Origin of the sequence: Idiomarina sp. UBA3176, assembly GCF_002364295.1 — a bacterium.
GTDB classification, from domain to species: Bacteria; Pseudomonadota; Gammaproteobacteria; order Enterobacterales; family Alteromonadaceae; genus Idiomarina; species Idiomarina loihiensis.
In genome coordinates this window covers 72,651-94,259 of record NZ_DEXU01000018.1, presented here as the reverse complement: position 1 = coordinate 94,259, position 21,609 = coordinate 72,651, and the positions used below count along the sequence as shown (strand labels likewise).

The 21,609-nt window shown below is 49.1% G+C and carries 19 protein-coding genes and 1 other RNA gene (1 of these 20 cut by a window edge); 2 read left to right on the top strand and 18 right to left on the bottom strand.

Going from position 1 to position 21,609, the window contains the following annotated elements; genetic code table 11:
* Nucleotides 1-36 precede the first annotated feature (36 nt).
* Nucleotides 37-969, bottom strand: coding sequence for a M23 family metallopeptidase (locus B2U97_RS07375; RefSeq protein WP_272988676.1), 933 nt, complete (start codon nucleotides 967-969; stop codon nucleotides 37-39).
* A gap of 88 nt (nucleotides 970-1,057) precedes the next feature.
* On the opposite strand from B2U97_RS07375, the gene B2U97_RS07370 reads away from it, so the two are divergent.
* Nucleotides 1,058-1,462: a DUF721 domain-containing protein gene (locus tag B2U97_RS07370; RefSeq protein ID WP_235598896.1), complete on the top strand. Its 405-nt coding sequence runs from the start codon at nucleotides 1,058-1,060 to the stop codon at nucleotides 1,460-1,462.
* Here the strand turns inward: B2U97_RS07370 and lpxC are convergent.
* From lpxC to mraZ, 16 genes are all read right to left on the bottom strand, one after another.
* Nucleotides 1,459-2,379 (bottom strand): UDP-3-O-acyl-N-acetylglucosamine deacetylase, encoded by a 921-nt coding sequence (gene lpxC / locus B2U97_RS07365; protein ID WP_011233703.1) that lies wholly within the window; start codon nucleotides 2,377-2,379, stop codon nucleotides 1,459-1,461. The two genes, B2U97_RS07370 and lpxC, sit on opposite strands and share 4 nt — an antisense overlap.
* 123 nt (nucleotides 2,380-2,502) lie before the next feature.
* Nucleotides 2,503-3,702: a cell division protein FtsZ gene (ftsZ, locus tag B2U97_RS07360; RefSeq protein ID WP_011233702.1), complete on the bottom strand. Its 1,200-nt coding sequence runs from the start codon at nucleotides 3,700-3,702 to the stop codon at nucleotides 2,503-2,505.
* A 39-nt stretch (nucleotides 3,703-3,741) separates the two neighbouring features.
* Nucleotides 3,742-4,974: a cell division protein FtsA gene (gene ftsA, locus B2U97_RS07355; RefSeq protein ID WP_114982071.1), complete on the bottom strand. Its 1,233-nt coding sequence runs from the start codon at nucleotides 4,972-4,974 to the stop codon at nucleotides 3,742-3,744.
* Between the two features lie 6 nt (nucleotides 4,975-4,980).
* Nucleotides 4,981-5,727 carry a cell division protein FtsQ/DivIB gene (locus B2U97_RS07350; protein ID WP_011233700.1) on the bottom strand — a complete coding sequence of 249 codons (747 nt, stop codon included), beginning with the start codon at nucleotides 5,725-5,727 and terminating at the stop codon, nucleotides 4,981-4,983.
* 2 nt (nucleotides 5,728-5,729) lie between these two features.
* Nucleotides 5,730-6,659: a D-alanine--D-alanine ligase gene (locus B2U97_RS07345; RefSeq protein ID WP_286822972.1), complete on the bottom strand. Its 930-nt coding sequence runs from the start codon at nucleotides 6,657-6,659 to the stop codon at nucleotides 5,730-5,732.
* The gene (gene murC, locus B2U97_RS07340) at nucleotides 6,649-8,121 is read right to left on the bottom strand and encodes a UDP-N-acetylmuramate--L-alanine ligase (RefSeq protein ID WP_034818604.1); all 1,473 of its coding nucleotides are present in this window, start codon (nucleotides 8,119-8,121) and stop codon (nucleotides 6,649-6,651) included. Before murC ends, B2U97_RS07345 begins: the two co-directional genes overlap by 11 nt.
* Nucleotides 8,114-9,202 carry an undecaprenyldiphospho-muramoylpentapeptide beta-N-acetylglucosaminyltransferase gene (gene murG / locus B2U97_RS07335; RefSeq protein WP_011233697.1) on the bottom strand — a complete coding sequence of 363 codons (1,089 nt, stop codon included), beginning with the start codon at nucleotides 9,200-9,202 and terminating at the stop codon, nucleotides 8,114-8,116. The genes murC and murG overlap by 8 nt, the downstream gene beginning before the upstream one ends.
* Nucleotides 9,199-10,428 carry a putative lipid II flippase FtsW gene (gene ftsW / locus B2U97_RS07330; protein WP_011233696.1) on the bottom strand — a complete coding sequence of 410 codons (1,230 nt, stop codon included), beginning with the start codon at nucleotides 10,426-10,428 and terminating at the stop codon, nucleotides 9,199-9,201. Before ftsW ends, murG begins: the two co-directional genes overlap by 4 nt.
* Complete coding sequence (gene murD / locus B2U97_RS07325; RefSeq protein ID WP_034818610.1) at nucleotides 10,412-11,803, bottom strand: UDP-N-acetylmuramoyl-L-alanine--D-glutamate ligase; 1,392 nt, start codon at nucleotides 11,801-11,803, stop codon at nucleotides 10,412-10,414. The genes ftsW and murD overlap by 17 nt, the downstream gene beginning before the upstream one ends.
* Nucleotides 11,804-11,809: 6 nt before the next feature.
* On the bottom strand, nucleotides 11,810-12,892 hold the full coding sequence (gene mraY, locus B2U97_RS07320; RefSeq protein WP_034818612.1) for a phospho-N-acetylmuramoyl-pentapeptide-transferase: 1,083 nt from the start codon (nucleotides 12,890-12,892) through the stop codon (nucleotides 11,810-11,812).
* The gene (locus B2U97_RS07315) at nucleotides 12,886-14,289 is read right to left on the bottom strand and encodes a UDP-N-acetylmuramoyl-tripeptide--D-alanyl-D-alanine ligase (protein WP_110013576.1); all 1,404 of its coding nucleotides are present in this window, start codon (nucleotides 14,287-14,289) and stop codon (nucleotides 12,886-12,888) included. Before B2U97_RS07315 ends, mraY begins: the two co-directional genes overlap by 7 nt.
* A complete protein-coding gene (gene murE, locus B2U97_RS07310) occupies nucleotides 14,286-15,752 on the bottom strand; it encodes a UDP-N-acetylmuramoyl-L-alanyl-D-glutamate--2,6-diaminopimelate ligase (protein WP_243734924.1) in 1,467 nt (488 codons plus the stop codon). The genes B2U97_RS07315 and murE overlap by 4 nt, the downstream gene beginning before the upstream one ends.
* Complete coding sequence (locus tag B2U97_RS07305) at nucleotides 15,749-17,482, bottom strand: peptidoglycan D,D-transpeptidase FtsI family protein (protein WP_110013575.1); 1,734 nt, start codon at nucleotides 17,480-17,482, stop codon at nucleotides 15,749-15,751. The genes murE and B2U97_RS07305 overlap by 4 nt, the downstream gene beginning before the upstream one ends.
* A complete protein-coding gene (gene ftsL, locus B2U97_RS07300; RefSeq protein ID WP_034818618.1) occupies nucleotides 17,473-17,790 on the bottom strand; it encodes a cell division protein FtsL in 318 nt (105 codons plus the stop codon). The genes B2U97_RS07305 and ftsL overlap by 10 nt, the downstream gene beginning before the upstream one ends.
* Nucleotides 17,783-18,730: a 16S rRNA (cytosine(1402)-N(4))-methyltransferase RsmH gene (gene rsmH, locus B2U97_RS07295; RefSeq protein WP_034818620.1), complete on the bottom strand. Its 948-nt coding sequence runs from the start codon at nucleotides 18,728-18,730 to the stop codon at nucleotides 17,783-17,785. The genes ftsL and rsmH overlap by 8 nt, the downstream gene beginning before the upstream one ends.
* Nucleotides 18,730-19,188 (bottom strand): division/cell wall cluster transcriptional repressor MraZ, encoded by a 459-nt coding sequence (gene mraZ / locus B2U97_RS07290; RefSeq protein ID WP_011233688.1) that lies wholly within the window; start codon nucleotides 19,186-19,188, stop codon nucleotides 18,730-18,732. The genes rsmH and mraZ overlap by 1 nt, the downstream gene beginning before the upstream one ends.
* 224 nt (nucleotides 19,189-19,412) lie before the next feature.
* On the opposite strand from mraZ, the gene B2U97_RS07285 reads away from it, so the two are divergent.
* Nucleotides 19,413-21,551 carry a bifunctional diguanylate cyclase/phosphodiesterase gene (locus tag B2U97_RS07285; RefSeq protein WP_286822974.1) on the top strand — a complete coding sequence of 713 codons (2,139 nt, stop codon included), beginning with the start codon at nucleotides 19,413-19,415 and terminating at the stop codon, nucleotides 21,549-21,551.
* Nucleotides 21,552-21,563: 12 nt separating this feature from the next.
* On the opposite strand, the gene rnpB is transcribed toward B2U97_RS07285, so the two are convergent.
* Nucleotides 21,564-21,609: RNase P RNA component class A (rnpB, locus tag B2U97_RS07280), an RNA gene on the bottom strand (it continues 429 nt past the right edge of the window).

The window sequence follows — 21,609 nt, the reverse complement described above, 5'->3', positions numbered from 1 at the left end:
CCTAAAGTACCGCCTACGTTCTAATTAATTACCGAGTTATTTTGAGTCAGCTTTACGATACACAAACTGATTAGGGTCAATTTGACGGCCATTACGCAAAACTTCGTAATGAACATGTGGTCCAGTCGACCGACCACTGCTGCCCATTTTCGCAATTTGCTGACCGCGGGTAACAACATCCCCTACTGAAACTGTTAACTCGTCGTTATGACCGTAACGGGTTTTTAAGCCACCACCGTGGTCAATTTCGACTAAGGTGCCGTAACCGTATCTGTCGCCGGCCCAGGTGACAACACCGGCTCCGGTAGCAATAACCTTAACGTCTTCGTTATAACTGGCAAAATCTAACCCTTTATGCATAGCGGGTGTGCCATTGAAAGGGTCCTTACGAACTCCATATTGCGAAGACAACCAACCATCTGAAATTGGACGGCCTGCAATATACGCATCATTATTAAGTTGGTGATTCATCATCACAGATTCAAGTAGCGATAGCTGTTTTTGTTTGTCAGAGATCTGCGACAGCATATCTTCAATTTCAGTGAGGACATCCGTACCAGAGCTGTGAGGCAATTCAGCAACTTCTAACTCTGGTCCGCCAATAGGAAGTTCCTGATTAAAGTTAAACTCACCATTGTCGAGATTAGCGACACCAGCTAAACGCTCACCTAAGGCGTCCAGACGACGCATTTGAGCTCTTAACTCACCCAGATAAATGGTCATAGCACCCAGACGCTTTTGAGTATCTTCTTTTAACTCTTTTAGTGCTTGCTCTTGTAAAACAAGCTTTTTCTGCTCTTCCGTGATTTTGTTCTGTGCCACCGCAGGGTCAATACCCTGATACTGCCATGGCTGCCAGCTAGCAAGACCAATAAAGGCAGCAATACCGACAAAGGAAAAAAATCGACGTCGACTTAACCGAATACGAAAACGTATTTTGGAGCCTCGATAAAAGACTGATAAACTCATCCGAACTCTCTTAATATTTGCCTACTACGCAATTATGTCACGACATCCGAAAACACCATCAGAATGGCTTCGTTCAGGTCAAAAAACCTTGTCGTCAACATTACGACATTATGCACAGTTTGCCGCCCAACTTTCGCATTGGCAACAATTGTTTCAACAATGCGTTGATAAAAATACCAGTCAACACTGCCAATTGCTGAATATCCGCGATGGTCAAATGATCATTCAGGTGGATAACGGTAGCTGGGCAACCAGGCTAAAACTTCAGCAAGCGGCCATTATAACGCATTTTCGCCACAATGCGACGGTCCCGGTACAGAGCCTTTCAATTAAGGTGTCTCCGTCAATGAACAGTTTTGAGAAAAGTATTAAAAACCAGAAAGGTTCGAGCAGCGCAGAACGCCTAATGACAATGGCTGAGGGGTGTGATGAGCCGTTGAAGTCGGAATTAAAAGCGTTGGCGGCAAAGTTTACCGCCAACGATAAAGATTAAGCTGTGGTGGTTGCTGGTGACCAAAAAGCGATAGGCGCAGTAGCCTGCTCTTCGTCAAAGGTCACAAACTCCCATGCTGACTGCTGCGCTAACAAAGCCTGTAATAGCTGATTATTCAGCGCATGCCCTGACTTGTAAGCACGCAGGTGACCTAAAATACTGTGGCCACCCATGTACAAATCACCAATAGCATCCAACATTTTGTGTTTTACGAATTCATCGTCGTAACGCAAACCGTCACTGTTCAGAATGCGGAATTCATCCAGCACAACAGCGTTATCAAAACTGCCGCCTAATGCCAGGTTATTTTCCCGTAAATACTCAATGTCTTTCATAAAGCCAAAGGTACGAGCACGGCTAATTTCTTTGATAAAAGCATTAGCGCTAAAGTCGATACTGACGGTCTGGCCTGTGTCTGCGATAGCCGGGTGTTCAAAGTCGATAGCAAAGTCGATACGGAAACCATCGTGGGGTAGCAGTTCCGCCCACTTATCACCGTCTTCGACACGTACCGGCTGTTTGATCCGGATGAACTTCTTCGCTGCTGACTGCTCTTCAATGCCCGCGCTTTGTAGCAGGTAAACAAACGGGTGCGAGCTGCCGTCCATAATTGGAATTTCATGCGAATCGACTTCGATAATCGCATTATCAATTCCAACGCCGGCCAGCGCAGCGAGCAAATGCTCGACGGTAGAAACGCGAACGTTTTCCTCATTGATAAGACAGGTACACAGCTGCGTATCACGCACCCAGTCGGCCCGTGCTGGAATATCCACCACAGGATCAAGGTCCACACGACGGAATATCAAACCGGTATTGGCCGGCGCAGGGCGTAAAGTAAGGTTTACTTTATTGCCTTTGTGCAGCCCAACACCAGTGGTTGATATCGCTTGCTGTAATGTACGTTGCTTAATCATGGTACTTGTTCACCTACCTTTATATTCGGTTCGCCATGGCTAAAGCCAAAGCGGCCGCATATTATACGACATTTGTCATGGTTCGATCAAATTTTACGCATACTTATCAAGCGTTACGTCAATTTAGTCGACCTGTTTTCGCAAAAAAGCCGGAATATCCAGGTAATCGAGTTCTTTATCCTGTTTAGCTTTGGCAGCAGGCTGACGTTTTGGTTCCGCTTTTGCTTCCGGTTGCAGCTCTTCCTGCTCCTCATAACGAGGTGCTGCACCGCCGCGGTCTATATCATTACTACGGTAAGCCGGTTGCGGTTCACGCTTGGCCGTTGTCTGGTTAGTATTATTCACCAAAGAGATATCGGGCTTACGTTCCGCGCCAATACCTGTAGCAACAACAGTTACGCGCAACTCGTCAGACATTTCAGTATCGATAACCGTACCCACGATCACCGTTGCGTTATCTGAAGCAAAGGCTTTAACCGTATTACCTACGGTGTCCAGTTCTTCAATACTCATGTCCATGCCGGCGGTCACGTTAATCAGAACGCCACGAGCACCAGACAAGTCGATGTCTTCCAGTAACGGGCTGTTAATGGCCATCTCCGCAGCTTCCTGCGCACGGTCTTCACCGCTGGCAACACCGGTGCCCATCATGGCGGTACCCATTTCTTTCATTACCGCGCGAACGTCAGCAAAGTCGACGTTAATAAGACCCGGACGAGTAATCAGCTCAGCAATACCCTGAACCGCGCCCAACAATACGTTGTTTGCAGCACTAAAGGCGTCCAGCAAGCTGGTTCCACGGCCCATAACTTTTAGCAATTTTTCGTTAGGAATAGTAATTAACGAGTCGACACTTTGTGCCAGTGCGTTAATGCCTTCGTCGGCTACGGCCATACGCTTTTTCCCTTCAAACGGGAAAGGCTTGGTCACAACCGCAACGGTCAGAATACCCAGTTCTTTGGCAACCTCAGCAACCACAGGTGCTGCACCGGTTCCGGTACCGCCGCCCATGCCGGCTGCAATAAAGACCATGTCGGCACCTTCTAAGTGGACGCGGATGTTCTCACGGTCCTCTTCTGCCGACTGGCGGCCTACTTCCGGGTTGGCTCCAGCACCAAGACCTTTAGTAATGTCCTGACCTAATTGAATGGTGACATCCGCCGTATGATTGCGCAGAGCCTGCGCATCGGTATTAGCGGCAATAAACTGCACACCTTCAATTGATTCTTTCACCATGTGCTGGACAGCGTTTCCGCCACCACCACCGACGCCAATCACCTTAATGACGGCTTCGCTTTCGTAATTGTCCATCAGTTCGAACATAATAATTCTCCCTACCTGCTTTTAACGTGCTACCCCAAGTTAAAACTCACCTTTGAACCAACTCTGCACTTTTTGCCAGAGTCCGATCACGTCAGTTTTAGAGCTTTCTTTTTGTGACACAGCGGCATCTTCCTGCCCATACCGTAACAGTCCCACCGCTGTGGCATAAACCGGATCTTCGACGTAATCCCGCAGGCCTTTCAAGCCCAGAGGAACGCCGACACGAACCGGCATTTGAAAAATTTCTTCGGCAAAATCCACGCAGCCTTCCATCTTAGCGCTGCCGCCGGTTATCACGACACCCGCTGCAATTTGCTCATCTAAACCACTTTGCTGAATTTCATCCCTGACCAATTCAAATAATTCCTGATAACGCGGCTCTACCACTTCGGACAACGTATGACGTGACATGACCCGCGATGGACGACCACCCACCGAAGGCACTTCAATAGTGTCTTCCATGCTGACCATCTGTCGCAACGCACAGGCATGCTTCGTCTTAATTTCCTCTGCATGGTTAGTCGGCGTGCGAAATATCTTGGCAATGTCGCTCGTAACCTGATTACCCGCTGCCGGAATCACCGCCGTATGGCGCAATACCCCGCCCGCGTAAATGCAAATATCAATGGTGCCGCCGCCTAAGTCGACCAGGGCCACACCCAAATCTTTTTCGTCGTCAGTCAGCACCGAGATGCTCGATGCCAACGCTGAAAATATCAGCTTGTCGACTGACAGGCCGCAGCGCTCTACAGCCTTTATAATGTTCTTCGCCATATCGTTGGCACAGGTAATAATGTGCACTTTCGACTCCATACGGACACCGGACATGCCTATTGGGCTGCGGATACTTTCCTGTGAGTCAATGACGTACTCCTGCGGCAAGACGTGTAAAATACGACGTTCCTTTGCAATAGGCACTGACTGCGCGGCGTGAATCACGCTGTCGACATCATCCTGAGTCACTTCAGCTTCGTTAATCGGTACCATGCCACTTTCGTTCTGACAGGAAATATGACGTCCGGAAATGTTCAAATACACCGATGCCACGCGGCAATCAGCCATTAATTCGGCTTCATCCACAGCACGCTGTACCGATTGCACAACCAGATTAAGGTCATTCACACCACCTTTGTCCATGCCACGCGACGTAGCCGTGCCAACGCCAACAACACTGATCTCATTATCAGGTAATAACTCACCTATAAGTGCAGTCACTTTGCTGGTGCCTATATCCAGACCTACAACCATATTGTGTTCCGATGTTTTCGACATAACCGTCTAACTCTCACTTTTTGCTTCACGCCAGGCCACTGCAGCCCCGGTGTCATATCGTAAATCCACAGTATCGATTTCGTTGTTTTTACTTTTTTCGTGCTCAACGATGCTGGGAAACACATCGATAAACCGCTTAATTCTCTCTAATGTGGCTTCGCGCCCTAACTTAATTTCAATTCCCTGTGCCAGAACCACGTTGACAGCAAAGCGTTCGGTTAATCTCAACGCTCTTATCTGAAAGCCATTAACCTCCAGCATTTGCTGTACCCGGTTAAATTCCTTCCAGGTCTCTTTCACCGCGTTCTCCGGACCGAACAACTGTGGCAAACTGCTGTCAGCTCTCGTTATATCAGCCCGGAAAACTTCCTGATGCTGATTGATAAGTCGATCGCCGTTCCACATGGCCACGGGTTTGTGCTCCGTCACATAAACCGACAACTTATCCGGCCAAACCTTGCGAATAGAGACCTTTTGCACCCACGGCAACTGCTCTACCCGACGCCTTAAATCATCCACATCGGCCGTAAAAAAGCTTCCTAACGGCTCTGCTGTCAATGCCTGCCTAACCTCTTCGCTGGCGGTATAATGCAACTCGCCTTGAACACTTAATTCAGCCAGCGGTACTTGCTGTTCGTCTGTCAGCACTTCGTTTAACTGATAGATACCAACCAGTGCCCCCGCAATAGTCAGGCATAACACCACCACACCTGACCAAAAGTTGACTGAGCGCAGGCGCTGTTCAGCAGCCATCGTTAGCGCTCCAGCGTTTGCGCTAAAATGCGCTCCACTAAGTCATTAAACTGTAAACCAGCAACTTTTGCCGCCATAGGTACCAGGCTTTTTTCTGTCATTCCCGGTACCGTATTGGCCTCTAACAAAAACCACTCACCCGCGTTATTGCGCATCACATCGATGCGTCCCCAGCCACTACCTCCTATGGCCGCGAAAGCGCGTTCAGCCAACATTCGCAAACTTGCTTCGTCATCGTCACTTAGCCCTGCAGGACAGTGATACTGGGTATCATTTGCCTGATACTTGGCTTCAAAATCATAAAACTCATGTGGCGTTTGCAGTCGAATAACCGGTAATGCCTTACCTTCCAGTATGCCAATGGTATACTCCGCACCTTCAACCCACTGTTCGACCAAAAGGTCGTCGTCAAACTCAGCCGCATGCTGCAAAGCTAAAGCCAGGCTTCGCCCGTTATCGGCAATGCTCATACCTATAGAGGAGCCTTCACGTGCTGGTTTTACAATCACCCGGCCACCGAGCTCCTGCAACATAGCTTCCACGTTCACTTGCTCTATTTCAGCTTGCGTTACCACCCGCCAATTGGCGGTTGGCAGACCCACTGAATGCCAAATTTGTTTACAACGCACTTTATCCATACCCAGCGCACAGCCCAGAACATCACTGCCGGTGTATGGCATTTCCAGTATTTGCAATGCCCCCTGCATGCTGCCATCTTCACCGCCGCGGCCATGCAAAGCGATAAATACGCGATCAAACTTTTGCTCCACAAGCTCCTGCAAGCTATGCGCCGCCGGGTCAAATGCGTGTGCATCGATGCCTTTCGCAACCAGGCCTTTTAATACCGCCATTCCGGATTTCAGCGAAACATCGCGCTCAGCCGACGTACCGCCCAGCATGACGGCCACTTTACCAAAGGCATTAGCTTTCATGACTCAACACCTCAGTTGCAATTCGCTTGGCCAATGCGCCGATATTTCCAGCGCCCTGCGTTAACAGCAAGTCTCCCGGAGCAAGCACCGATTCAAGAACTTCCGGCATATCATCCACGGTTGCCACATAAACCGGGTCTATCTGCCCGCGCTGGCGTATTGAACGACATAATGAACGGCTGTCTGCGCCGCTTACCGGCGTTTCCCCGGCACTGTAAACTTCCAACATCAGTAATACGTCAACCTGCGACAGCACGTTAACGAAGTCTTCATACAAATCTCGTGTGCGTGAGTAACGGTGCGGTTGAAATGCCATTACCAGACGACGCTCCGGCCAGCCTTCCCGCGCGGCCTGAATCGTGGCCGCAACTTCTGAAGGATGGTGACCATAATCATCAACCAGCATCACTTCACCCGGCTCTTTATTCGACTCTTTATCTGAGATGGCAAAGTTACCGTAATGCTGAAAACGACGGCCAATACCTTCAAATTTATTCAATGCTGACTTAATGGCTTCGTCGTTAATTCCTTCATCTGTTGCTACAGCTACTGCGGCCAGAGCATTCAACACATTGTGCTTACCCGGCAGATTAAGACACACGTCAAGTGGTTTCAGCCCTTTGCGTAAAATAGTAAAGCAGCTCTCACTGGCGGTTTGTTTATAATCTATTGCTCGTACATCAGCGGCTTCGCTAAAGCCGTAGGTCATGGTCTGACGGCCGAGTCGTGGTATTAGATCAGATACGACAGGGTCATCGACACACATAACAGCTAAACCGTAAAACGGCAGGTTATGCAAAAATTCAACATAGGTGTCCAGCAGCTTATTGAAATCACCTTCGTAGGTGTCCATATGGTCTGCTTCGATATTCGTCACTATCGCAACCATCGGTTGTAAATGCAGAAACGACGCATCGCTTTCATCGGCTTCTGCAATGAGGTACTTACTGTTACCTAAACGAGCATTCGAACCGGCACTATTGAGCAAACCACCAATAACAAAAGTGGGATCGCGATCGGCTTCGGCAAAAATACTCGCAACCAATGACGTGGTCGTTGTTTTGCCGTGTGTACCGGCTACCGCAATACCATGGCGAAAACGCATAAGCTCGGCCAGCATTTCTGCACGACGTACCACCGGCACCCGCAACTGGTGTGCAGCTACCAGCTCAGCGTTATCCGCTTTTATTGCACTGGATACCACAACCACACTGGCGCCTTCGATATTGTTGGCCATATGCCCCAGAATCACCGTCGCTCCAAGGCAACGTAAACGATCAGTATTGGCGTTTTCGGCAATATCCGAACCCGAAATCTGATAGCCCTGATTTAACAGAACCTCGGCAATACCGGCCATGCCTGCACCACCGATACCAACGAAATGGATTCGCTGTACCCGGCGCATTTCCGGGACGTTCACAATAGTAAATGGCTGTGCGTTGGTTGCGGTCATGCTAGTCATCGCTCTGTCTATATTCCATACATTCATTCACCAGTCGTTGCGTTGCCTCTGGCATCGCACACTGGCGAGCGAAACGCGCCATTGTCCACAGTTGTTGTCTGTCATGCAATAAACGTTTTAACTGTTGTTTCAATGCGCCTTCCACTACTTCAGTTTGCGGCAATAAAACTGCCGCACCACGGCTTTCTAAAACTTTCGCATTGGCGCTTTGGTGGTCATCCACAGCGTGTGGCAATGGCACCAGAATGGACGCTACGCCCATTACCGCCAACTCAGATATGGTTAATGCGCCAGCGCGACAAATAACCAAATCAGCATTTTTAAAAGCGTCGCCCATATCTTCAATAAATTCGGTGACTTTCAGCGTTTTAAGCACTGATGCACCTAAGTAAGCCTTTTCAGTTGTTGCCTCACGCTCAGCACCACACTGGTGCAGGACATTAAGTTCAACACCTTCTAATGCTTTGACGGCTTCCGGCACGGCTTCGTTCAATACCTGCGCACCTAAACTTCCGCCAACCACCAATATATTCAAGGCTCCGTCTGTATTTGATTTTTCTGTCTGTTCAGCCGCTTGTGCCAATAACCCCTTGCGCAGAGGGTTACCAACAACCGGATACTGCTGCCATTGCGGGAGGGCAACCGGTAGCCCCAACATAACTTTGTTTGCTCTGGGGGCTAACAACCGGGTAGTCATGCCCGGTATGGCATTTTGTTCGTGCACCACTAAGGGGATGCCCAGCAGTTTCGCAGCTAACCCCATTGGCGCGCAGACATAGCCGCCAAAGGTTGCCACTACCTGTGGCTGTAGTGTTTTCAGCAAGCGTCGACATTGCAGCACGGCTTTCGCCAAAGTGAATGGCATGAACAGCTTTCTTTTCAGCCCATGACCGCGAACTCCAGTCATGCTAATGCTGTGTAAAGGGAAGTTAGCTGCCGGAATCACCCGACTTTCTAAACGACCTTCCTGCGTACCCAGCCAGTCAACTTGCCAGCCGTTGTCGCGCATTTGTTCTGCTACGGCTAAGGCCGGAAAAATATGACCACCGGTGCCGGCTGCTGCTATCAAAACTTTGTTCATTCGGCACCTCCGCGCGGTGCCACTTTGCGACCCAGCATCCGACGTTCATGGTCTATGCGTAACAACAGCCCAACGGCCAGAGCCGATATGATCAGGCTGTTACCACCGTAGCTCACCAAAGGCAGTGTCAGTCCCTTAGTTGGTAATGCACCGGACGCAACACCGATATTCACAAAGGCCTGGATACTAAACCAAATACCGATACCATAAGCCAGATAACCGCCGTAACGTTGCTCCTGCATTAAGCAGCGACGGCCAATAATTAAAGCTCGCCATACCAACATTAATACGGTTGCAATAACCGCCAGCACGCCAAGAAAACCTAGTTCCTCGGCAACAACAGCCATAATAAAGTCAGTATGTGCTTCGGGTAGGTATTGTAATTTTTGAATGCTATTACCCAAACCGGCGCCGCTAAAGTGGCCTTGCCCAAAGGCAATAAGCGACTGCATTAACTGATATCCGGCACCGAATGGGTCCTTCTCCGGTTCCAGGAAGGTGAGCAGACGCTGCATCCGGTAAGGCTCAACGATGATCAGTAAAATTAATGCCAGTACGCAGGTAATGAACACAGCAAAAAACTGCCACAATCTAGCGCCAGCTAAAAACAGCATGGCGACGGTTGTTGCCGACAAGACAACCACGGTTCCGAAATCCGGCTGCATTAATAAAAGCACTGCAGCAATAAACAACAGCGCCAGAGGTTTTATAAAGCCTTTAGTCGCTTCTCTGACTTCGTCTTCCCTGCGGGACAAATAACTGGCCATATAAATACAGAAGAAAAGTTTAGCGACCTCTGCCGCCTGAAAAGTAATTGGCCCGACTTTTATCCAGCGTTGTGCACCGTTAACTTCATATCCCACAACTAAAACCATTAACAGCATAATCAAGCCGAGCAACAACAACTTACCGCTCTGTTGATTCCAGCTATTCGCCGGTACCCGTAAAGTCGCCAGCATAACGGCTAAACTAATCAGAATATAAATGCCGTGACGAATGGCAAAATGGAACGGATTCCCCGTTAACCGGTCTGCCGTAGGTAAAGACGCAGACGTGACCATAACAAAGCCAAAAGCCAGCAACGCCATTGCCAGGGTAAACAGCATACGGTCGTACAGTGGCTGACTGGCTTTTGGTTGAAACCAGTTAATCAGCTTTTGCCAACGACTACCGACATCGGAAGCCGGTATCTCAAGATTTAACTGTTCTTCACGCACTGTTGACATAAAGCGCCTCCACTGCATGACGGAAACTGTCGCCCCGATGCTCGAAGTTCTGAAACTGATCGAAGCTCGCACACGCAGGCGATAACAGCACCATGTCGCCGGTTTGCACTAAAGATGCCGCTAGCTCCACGGCCTGCTGTAAACTTTTTACCTGCCGTGAACCGTTAAACAACTGACCAATGCGGGGACCATCTTCACCTATGGTTAAGAGAATATCGACCCGCTCCAGGGTCGACTGCAGCTCACGGAAGTCTGCTCCTTTGCCGACCCCACCCGCTATTAGCAGTAAACGCCCGTTTATCATTGGTCTCAGCCCCTCAACCGCGGCAGCAGTAGCACCGATATTTGTGGCTTTTGAATCGTTAACCCAGAGCACGCCCTCATTGTCACTGACTAATTCACAGCGGTGCGGCAGACCTTTAAACTCTTTTACCGCACGAACCGCAGCTTCAATATCAATATCTATTGCCTGACACAAAGCCAGAGCTGCCTGCACATTCACCAGGTTATGAATGCCCTGGAGTTGCAATTGATCTGCCCGCAGTACAACACTGCCATCGAAAGTCACGGCAACCGGCCCACTGACACGGTCGATATTTCCAGACAGCAAACCAAAGTGTTTGGGATGCGAGTCATTACCGAAGGTCATTAATTTTCCCGTAACCGGGTGTGGCCAGGTATCCTGCTGCTGACGGTTCAGTATCCAGGTTTTTGCATGAGTGAAAATGCGTTGCTTAGCTTTTACATATTCATCCAGAGTGCAGTAACGATCCATATGATCGGCACTAATATTCATAAGTGCCGCCGCTTTAAGTTTCAAGCTGGAAACTGATTCCAACTGAAAACTGGAAAGCTCCAGTATTACAGCATCGGGGTGCTGCTCCTGCAGCAGCAAGTCGAGTACTGGTACGCCTATATTGCCGGCTGCAGCCACATTTTTGCCGCATTGCTTAGCAACAAACTCGACCATGCGAGTTACTGTGGATTTTCCATTAGAGCCAGTTACCGCTACTATCGGCAATTTTGATTCTTGCGCAAACAGCTCAACATCACCAACAATCGGAATATCTGCATCACGCGCCAAAACGATTGGGTCTTCACGTAAATCGATACCCGGACTGGCAATAATTAAGTCGGCCGCCAGCGTGTCTTCTAATTCCCAATGCCGGTTAAGCAGTTCAGCATCTCCCAGTATTTGTTTTGCTTCTTCCAGGCCAGGAGGGTTTTCACGCGAATCAAAAACCTGAATTTTGATCTCGGCAAGCTTCTGATCCTGCTGCCGTTTATGTTGTAAATAGCGCAGCACAGACACCCCGGTCTTTCCAAGACCAAGGACAACAATGTGTTTTGTATTCTGCCAGGCTATTTTAGTCATTATTTTTTAACGCAACTTCAAGGTTGCGAGTCCTATCAGCACAAAAATGAGTGACAATATCCAGAAACGCACGATTACCCGCGGTTCTGGCCATCCTTTTAATTCGTAATGGTGATGAATTGGAGCCATTCGAAAAACTCGTTTGCCTCTCAATTTGTAGGAACCCACCTGCAGCATCACCGATAAGGTTTCCATAACAAACACACCACCCATAATGAACAGCACCAGCTCCTGCCGAACCAATATCGCGATAATGCCAAGTGCAGCACCTAAGGCCAGAGAACCCACGTCGCCCATAAATACAAGCGCAGGATAAGTATTGAACCAGAGAAATCCGAGACCCGCTCCAACAATAGCGGTGCACACGACCAACAATTCAGCGGTCAGTGGCAAATAAGGAATTTGCAGATATTCAGCAAAGTTCACATTGCCGGACACGTAGGCGAAAATACCCAGTGCAGCAGCCACCATAATGGTTGGCATAATGGCCAGACCGTCCAGGCCGTCAGTTAAATTGACGGCATTACTGGTGCCGACAATGACAAAATAGGCCATGAGCATATAGAGCATGCCCAACTGCGGCATAACGTCCTTAAAGAATGGAACGAGAAGAGCGGTTTCAGCGCCCTGAGTACTGCTCCAGTAGAGGTAAACGGCAGCCACACTGGCAATGACCGACTGCCAGAAATACTTCCATTTAGCGATTAGCCCCTTCGGATCTTTGCGTACAACTTTGCGATAATCATCGACAAAGCCGACAATACCAAAGCCGGTAATAACCATTAGAACGACCCAGACATAACGGTTATCTAAGTCAGCCCAGAGTAGTGAGGAACCCAGAACCGCTGCCAGTATCAATACGCCGCCCATAGTCGGCGTACCACTTTTTACTAAATGACTTTCCGGACCGTCGTCCCGTACCGTTTGCCCTATTTGCAAACGCTGCAAACGACGAATTAATGTTGGTCCTAACCACAACGACAAAACCAGTGCGGTCAAAACACTGAGTATTGCCCGCAAGGTTAAGTAGGAAAACACGTTAAACGCGCTTTCAAACTGGGTTAGGTACTCCGCCAACCAAACTAACATGCGTGCTTATCCTCTACGCTGCCACTGACCGCGACAGCCTGCTGTATTGCTGCAACAACGCGCTCCATATGTGCGGAGCGTGAGCCTTTAACCAGCACTGTGACAGGTTGCTTGCCGGTCTGTTCTGTAAGTCTTTGTAAAACAGATTCAACCAGCGACTGTAAGCTACCGAAGTGCTTACCTCCGTGGCCGTTAAAGACCTCGCTGGCACTTTGACTGAGTACGCCCAGACTGTATAAGTTATCAATGCCAGTGCCGATAGCATGTTCACCAATATCTTCGTGATAAGCGCGCGCATCGGCACCTAACTCACCCATATCGCCCAATACAAAAATGCGATACCCCTGATAACTTCCCAGCAAATCCAGGGCAGCTTTAGTTGAGGCAACGCTGGCGTTATAGGTGTCATCAATAATACGTAAGTGGTCACTCACTTTTATCGTTGTCAAACGTCCCTGAGCCGGCTCGACCCTTTGCAGCCCAGTAACAATGTCATCCAGCGATATACCCAGCTCACTTGCCGCAGCAGCGGCTGAAAGCGCATTAAGCACGTTGTGACGACCGCTTAACTTCAGTTCAATACGCTTCGTTTCACCGCCCAAATGCAGAGTAAACGCAGGGTGTCCGTCACTGTTCAATACCACGTCACTTGCATAAACATCGGCGGAGTCGGTTAAACCAAAGCTCTTCCATTTCATGTCAGCACAGGCGCGTTCCCAGCAAGGATAAAACTCAGAATCGCGCGGGGTAATGGCCGTTCCCTGGCTACTCACTCCACGGAATATTTCAGTTTTAGCACGGGCAACCCCGTGTAAGCTTCCGAAACCTTCAACATGCGCTGCACTCACGTTATTCAATATGGCAACATCGGGCTTGACCAAGTCAGTAGTGTAGGCAATTTCCCCCGGATGGTTCGCGCCCAATTCAACCACTGCGTATTTGTGTTCTTCCTGCAGGCGCAATAATGTAAGCGGCACACCAATATCGTTATTAAAGTTACCCTGCGTGGCCAATACCGGATGACGAATAGATAAGATGGCCGCCAGCATTTCTTTTACTGTGGTTTTACCGTTGCTGCCGGTGACAGCCACGGTTTTCGGCGCTACCTTCGCCTTAATAGCCGCACCTAAGCGCCCCAGCGCATGACGGCTGTTCTCGACAATAATCTGGCGGCACTCGCTATCCACTTTCTTTTCGCAAATAATTGCCGCGGCGCCTTTAGCTATAGCCTGTTCGACAAAGTCGTGGGCATCAAAATTCTTGCCTTTTAAGGCTATAAATAACGCGTCGGTTAAATCCGCTCTAGTGTCCGTGGACACCGCATCAATTGTACAATCAGAGCCAATCAGGCGGCCTTCCACCTGCTCCGCAATCCATTTCAGTGATACTGAGATCATGCGCAGTCTCCTTGCAGCCATTCACTGACTACCGCTCGTTCGTTATAGTCAATGCGTTGAGTACCAATAACCTGATAGTCTTCGTGTCCTTTACCGGCGAGTAATACAACGTCATCTTTTCCGGCTTCCTGCATTGCACGTATCACCGCCTCGCGGCGACCCGGCCAAACCTTAACCTGAGTTTTATCCGCAATGCCGGTCAAAATATCTTCAATAATTTGTTCCGCGGGTTCTGTCCGCGGGTTGTCATCGGTAACCACAACAACATCAGCGTAATCTGCCGCGACTTTACCCATTTGCGGACGCTTGCCACGGTCACGGTCACCGCCGCAGCCAAACACACACCACAAACGGCCCTTGCAATGCAGGCGCAGCGCACTCAATACCTGATGCAGAGCGTCCGGTGTATGCGCGTAGTCAACCACCACCAGCGGCGACTGATTATTATGAAAGGCTTCCATCCGTCCGGGAACGGGCTGCAAACTGCCACAGGCTTTGCCGATATCCGCAAGAGGCTTATTCAGTTTCAGCAATACAGCAACCGCGCAGAGTAAGTTATAAACGTTGAAACGGCCCAACAATGGAGTTTCAACGACGCAGGATTCACCCTGCCAATTTAAACTGAACACCGAGCCCTGCTCATGGAACTGAACACCAGTCGCCTGCAGGCATGGTTCGTTGGGGCTGGCATTAAGACTTACCCATAAATCGGCTAAATCATCCTGCTGCCACTGGCTTAACGTGTCGTCGTCGGCGTTAACCACTCGGTTTTGCACGCCAAAGTCAGCAAATAAACGTTGTTTTGCGGCCACGTAATTTTCCATGGTGCCGTGATAGTCGAGATGATCCCGACTAATATTGGTTATGGCGGCCGCCGCAAAGTGTAAAGCCTCGACACGGCGCTGTATCAGTGCGTGTGAAGACACCTCCATAGCAACCAGTTCTGCGCCTTCAGCTAATAGCGTAGCCAGACGTTGTTGGACGGTAACGGCATCTGGTGTGGTATGACGCTCAGGTAATAAGCGACCAATAAGTCCGCTTCCGGTTGTACCAATAACAGCCGCTTCCATACCCAGGGCTTTTGCCAACTGCGCCATAATGTGGGTAACCGACGTTTTACCATTGGTTCCGGTCACACCAACCAGGTTCATTTTCTCTGATGGATGGCCGAAAAAATTACCGGCGATGCGGGAGAGATGCTCACGAACGCCACTAAAACCGATAACGACCACGCCCCGGCGCTGTTCAACAGCCATTCCCGGAGCTTCAGCAATAATTGCTGCTGCACCAGCATCAATAGCTGCATCAATATAAGCGCGGCCATCGGTTTCATAGCCCGGAATAGCGACAAAAACATCGCCATTGGCTACTTGCCGACTATCGAGTTTTATACCACTAACGGTAACATCCGGAACGGAAAACGACGTCGGCAGCATAGTTAACAATTCTGCAAGCTTCATCATTTATCCCCCCCAAAGCCAGCGGCGTGCACCTGTGTATCATCCAGGTTATCCGGCGGTATATTCAGTAGCCGCATAGTTTGCGATACAATTTTTGAGAACACCGGAGCAGCGGCTGTGCCGCCATAATAGTCATCAGTGCCGGGTTCGTTTATTGTCACCACCACAACCACTTTCGGATCGCTAACCGGAGCTATCCCCGCAAACAACGCGACGTATTCATCACCGTACCCACCTGTTGCTTTGGTTTTACGGGTAGTCCCTGTTTTTCCTGCAACACGATATCCGGGCACTTGTGCTGCTTTGGCTGTTCCATCGCGAACCACCTCTTCCAGCATATGCATAACGGCTCGGGTGTTATCCGGATTGAAAACTTGCTCTGCAGGTAAAGGCGATTCCTGCCTGAAAATCGTCAGCGGCCTTTTTTTCCCGCCATTAGCGATAATGTTATAAGCGTTAGCCAGTTGCAGTGTCGTTGCCGACAAACCGTACCCATAAGCCAATGTCGCAGTTTCAAAATCCGACCAGCGGCGTCTGCCACTCAGCAAACCAATACTCTCGCCTAGCAAAGCAACCCCAGTGTCACTACCTAAGCCTGCGTCGGCGTAGGTTTGCAATAAAGAGTCAACGCCAAGATCCAAAGCTATTTTAGTTACACCCACGTTAGATGAATGCTCAAGCACCTCGCTCAATGTCAATTCGCCATAGTCACGAGGGTCACTCACCCGGCGTCCACCGATTCTTAACCAACCGGGGCTCGTATCAATAGTATCGCCGGCTTTATGCCGACCTTTTTCTAACGCACTAAGAACCACAAGAGGTTTCATCGTTGAACCGGGTTCGTAGCTGTCGGTAATCGCCCGGTTCCGCATTCTGAAAGACTGCAAGTCCGCACGATTGTTAGGGTTATAGGACGGGCTATTGACCATAGCCAGCACTTCACCTGTCTCGACATCCAGCACTACTGCCGAGCCTGAAGTTGCCTGATTGTAGCGCACGGCTTTTTTCAGCTCGGTATAAGCAGTTGCCTGAATACGTTGGTCGATACTCAGTGTCAGCTGTTTTGGTTGTTGTGCATCTGTCTGGCTAATTTCTTCAACAACCCGTCCTTCTGCGTCCTTGCGATAAACTCGTTTACCCGGCGTACCGGTTAAATGCTCGTCGTACAGAAGCTCCAGGCCTTCCTGCCCAGCGCCGTCAATGTCGGTTAAACCGATTAAGTGAGAACTGATCTCACCGGTAGGATAATAACGGCGTGACTCTGTTTTTAAATACACACCGGGAATTTTCAACTGCTTCACATAATCCGCTTCTGATGGCGTCACTTTGCGTTGCAGATAAACGAAACGTTTTGACGGGTCGTCCACTTTACTGACCAGCTCGTTACGGTTCATGCGAAAAGTTTCAGCCAGGGCCTGCCAGCGACGTTCGTCAGCTAAAGCCTCGCGCTCGGCGATACGTTTGGGATCGGCCCATACGGTTTCTACCGGGACGCTAACCGCAAGTTCTCTTCCGTTACGATCAACAATAGTGCCTCGCTGAACCGCGACGCTGGATGCCCTTAAACTGCGCATATCGCCTTGCAGCGAAAAAGCATCGGGACTTATGACCTGGATATAGGCTGCGCGTGCAATTAACACAGAAAACACACCGAACAGTAAGAATACTGCGGTGTAAAAGCGCCAACGAGTACCGACTGGCTCTGTGCGTTTATTGCGACGATTCACTGCCATGAAACCAACACCTCCTGCTCTGGCTCAACGTCCCGCATGCCCAGTTGTTCCTGCGCAATACGTTCAACCCGGCTGTGTTCAGTCAGGGCGTTTTGCTCCACCACAAGGTGTCGCCACTCTCTATCCAGAGTATCCCGGTGCGATAATAAATCATCACGTTCGCCAGTTAACTGGCGGTTCAAATGGGCGGTATAGACAATGCTTAACGCGTTGCCGATAACCACCACACTCAGAAGTAAAACCCATTTATGCTGCAACAAATCCTGCAGCAACATTTTCATCAGACTGGGGTAGCGCCGCTTAGTCATTGCGAACCCTCCTTGCTATACGCAACACAGAGCTGCGCGAACGAGGATTAACCTGCACTTCCGCTTTACCCGGCTTAATTGCTTTACCAACTTTCTCCAGCGCTTTATCTTTATTGCGCTCGGCTTCAGTTACCGGCAAGCCAGGAGGTAATTGCTTTCCTTCGCTATGTTTGCGAATAAAACGTTTTACTAAACGGTCTTCCAGACTGTGGAAACTAATAACCACCAGTCGCCCATCTTCTTTCAGACCAGACAGCGAAGCGTCCAGCGCCTGTTCAATTTGTTCCAGTTCGCGGTTAATGTGAATGCGGATGGCCTGAAAGGTTCGTGTTGCCGGGTGTTTATGCTTTTCTTTTACCGGACTCACGCGGGCAATCATTTCAGCCAGTTCTTTAGTGCGGGTAAACGGCTTTTTCTCGCGATCCATAACAATGGCACTGGCGATACGGCGGGCAAAACGCTCTTCTCCGTATTCTCTCAGAACCCAGCTAATATCGTCCTTTTCTGCGCGATTAAGCCACTCGGCTGCGGTTTCTCCACTGGTGGTGTTCATCCGCATATCCAAAGGACCGTCCCGCATAAAGCTAAAGCCACGCTCAGCGTCATCTAATTGTGGGGAAGATACGCCAAGGTCAAATAGAATTCCGGTCACTTGCTGGTTCAACTGCAAGTCATCAAGTACCTGTTGCAGGTTTGAGAAAGGGGTGTGGATAATTTGAAAACGGGGGTCATCAGCAAATGCTGCAGCCGCAGCAATAGCCTCAGGATCCTGATCCAGGGCAATAACGCGGGCGTCGTCACCTAACTGGTTGAGCAGAGCACGCGTGTGTCCGCCGCGACCAAATGTGGCGTCGATGTATGTGCCTTGCGGATCAGTCGCTAATGCTTCTATCGACTCTTCCAGTAGCACCGAAACGTGTTGCGGTGACGTTGTAATCATTATAATGAAAAGTCTTCTAGTCGTTCGTTAAGAGTAAAGTCACCTTCGCGTTCAACATCCATGTCCTGCGCCACTTGTTCGTGCCAGGCGTCTTCATTCCAAACTTCAAATTTATTCAGCTGCCCGACAAGCATCAGTTTTTTCTCTAAACCGGCGTGTTGTCTCAACGGAGCTGACAGGAGCAAACGACCATTTTTATCCATTTCACAGTCGTCGGCGTGGCCTAAAAGAAGTCGCTGTAAGCGACGTTCTGCAGGGTTCATACTGGATAATCGAGTAAGCTTTTGTTCGATGATTTGCCACTCGGGAAGCGGGTACAGCAACAGGCACGGTTGCTTAATATCAATCGTGCAGACCATTTTGCCTTCACAGTCTAATGACAACGCATGACGGTATTTAGCCGGTATGGCTAACCGTCCTTTGCTATCCAGACTTAATGTTGTTGCACCTCGGAACATGATCCCACCTGATCATTGCGATCCACTATTATCCACAAATCCCCACAATGTTACAGTCTAGGTGTCTCTCTTTCCCACTGTCAAGAAAAAACCTCTCTATTTGTCAGGCCTTGACGGTAAATTTACATTAAGCGGTTGATGCAACGCGTAAAATTATTTTTCCGTTAGAGCTCGTATAATTTTTGTGCGATACTCATTTCAGTTTTGGTGGGCAACGGTAATTAATGAAACGCTACTTATTCGTTATTTTCATCAGCTTCTGCATTCTGGTAACGGGCGTTATCTGGTTTGCTGAAAACCAGCATTCACAGGTAGTAGAGTCACGCAAGCGGGTAGCTACCGAGCGCTTAGGTAAACTTCGCGCCGCGCTGGAAGGTCAGATCAATTCGTCGTTAGTTACGGCTCGTGCACTACAGGCCGAAATTAAGCTCTCACCAGACATTTCTCCTGAACGTTACCGGCTGTTAATGCAGGAGCTTATTGATAGCGATGTTCCGGTACGGCACGTAGCGTTAGCACCTAATTTGATCATTGAGTTTGTTTACCCTCTGGCTCCAAATAAAGCTGCTCTGGGTTTTGACTACCGCACATCTCCACAGCAATTCGAAAGCGTTCAGGAAGCTATTCAGAAAAAGCAAATTGTTATCGATGGCCCGGTCAACTTAATACAAGGAGGCTGGGCGTTAATTGCCAGAGCTCCGGTTTTTATCAATGACAATAAGCTGTGGGGCATGATTGCCGTGGTCATTGATATAGGAGACTTAATTGCCAGCAGCGGCCTGGACTCCGTCAACGACTACCTTTTCGCGTTAAAGAAAGAAAACGGCAATGGCGACCACCTGTTTGACTTCGGCGATGCTTCACTCTGGCAGCAAGATTACGTCGCCATTGAAGTGGCGGTTTCAACCGGCAAGTGGATACTGGCTCTGGCTCCAAAAAATGCAGTTTGGGCCCATCGCGGCAGCATTTATTGGAGCATTATTGTGGCCGGACTGCTGTTGTCCTTTTTAATGACCGCCTTTATGTACAATTTGGTGACGGCGCAAAGCCGACTGCGCTCGGCGCTTGTTACTATTGACCACCAGGCGCATTTTGATTCGATTACTGATTTACCGAATCGTCGGGCTTTTGTCGACTACCTTGATCAACTTACCCAGAAAGGCAGGGAACAACACTTTGCCATTCTATTCATCGACCTTGACCACTTTAAAGAAGTTAACGATAACCTTGGTCACGATGCTGGCGACGAACTGTTAGTTTCAGTTTCTGACCGTTTACGAAACCAACTAAGGGGTTCCGACTTCATTGCCCGTATTGGTGGTGATGAATTTGTTGTCGTTATTAACCGTTTTACGTCGCATCAAATAATTAATGACCTTGCCAGCCAAATTAACCGGCAGTTAAGTGAACCTTTCAACTTACGCCAGAACCAAATTCAAACCACCTGCAGCATAGGTATTGCGCTTTACCCTGACGACGGCATCAAAGCCTCTGAACTATTAAAAAATGCCGATCTTGCCATGTACGCAGCAAAAACGGCTGGGCGACGCACTCATTACTTTTTTAACGACGAATTAAGAGAGCAAACTGAACGCCAAAACGCCATTCATAAACGTATGCGTGAAGGCCTTAAGCGGCATGAGTTTTATTTGGTTTATCAACCCATCATCGACTTCAGCACCGGTAAAATCAGTAAATGCGAAGCGCTCTTGCGCTGGCAGGATGAAGACGGAAACATGATTTCGCCGGCTGAATTCATTCCGGTTGCTGAACGTACCGGGCTTATTCATGAACTAGGGCAGTTTGTTCTGGAGCAAGCTTGCGTTGACTGGGCTGTCGTACACAAGTCTGGTTACCCCATTGAGGTCTCAATTAATCGCTCCGAACGTGAACTTAATGATATGGAGTCGGCCAAACGATGGCTGTCCTGCATCAGTCAGCATGGAATACCTAATACCAGCATAACCTTTGAAATTACCGAGTCACTGTTAATGAGCAATAAACAGCGGCAATTACAAATTTTACATTATTTGCGGTCTCAGGGAGTGCAGTTAGCAATCGACGATTTTGGTACCGGCTATTCCAGTATTAATTACCTGCAACGGTATCCTGTCGATTATATAAAAATAGATCGTAGTTTTTTAAGTCAGGCACCTCAAAATAAGGTGCAGGTAGCACTGCTGGATGCGTTGTTACAGGTAGCCAGAGCTTTGGATATTAACGTTATTGCCGAGGGCGTTGAAACCCGGCAACAGTGGGAATTACTGCAGCGACAGAGATGCGATTTTGCACAGGGCTATTTTATTAGTGAGCCATTGCCGCTTAATGAATTATTGAAGTTTCTAAAAGACTGGCAGTTTTAAAACCCTAAAAAGGTGGAGAGCCGGCCGATAAGCCGGGTTCTGTCGTGGCCAATCATTC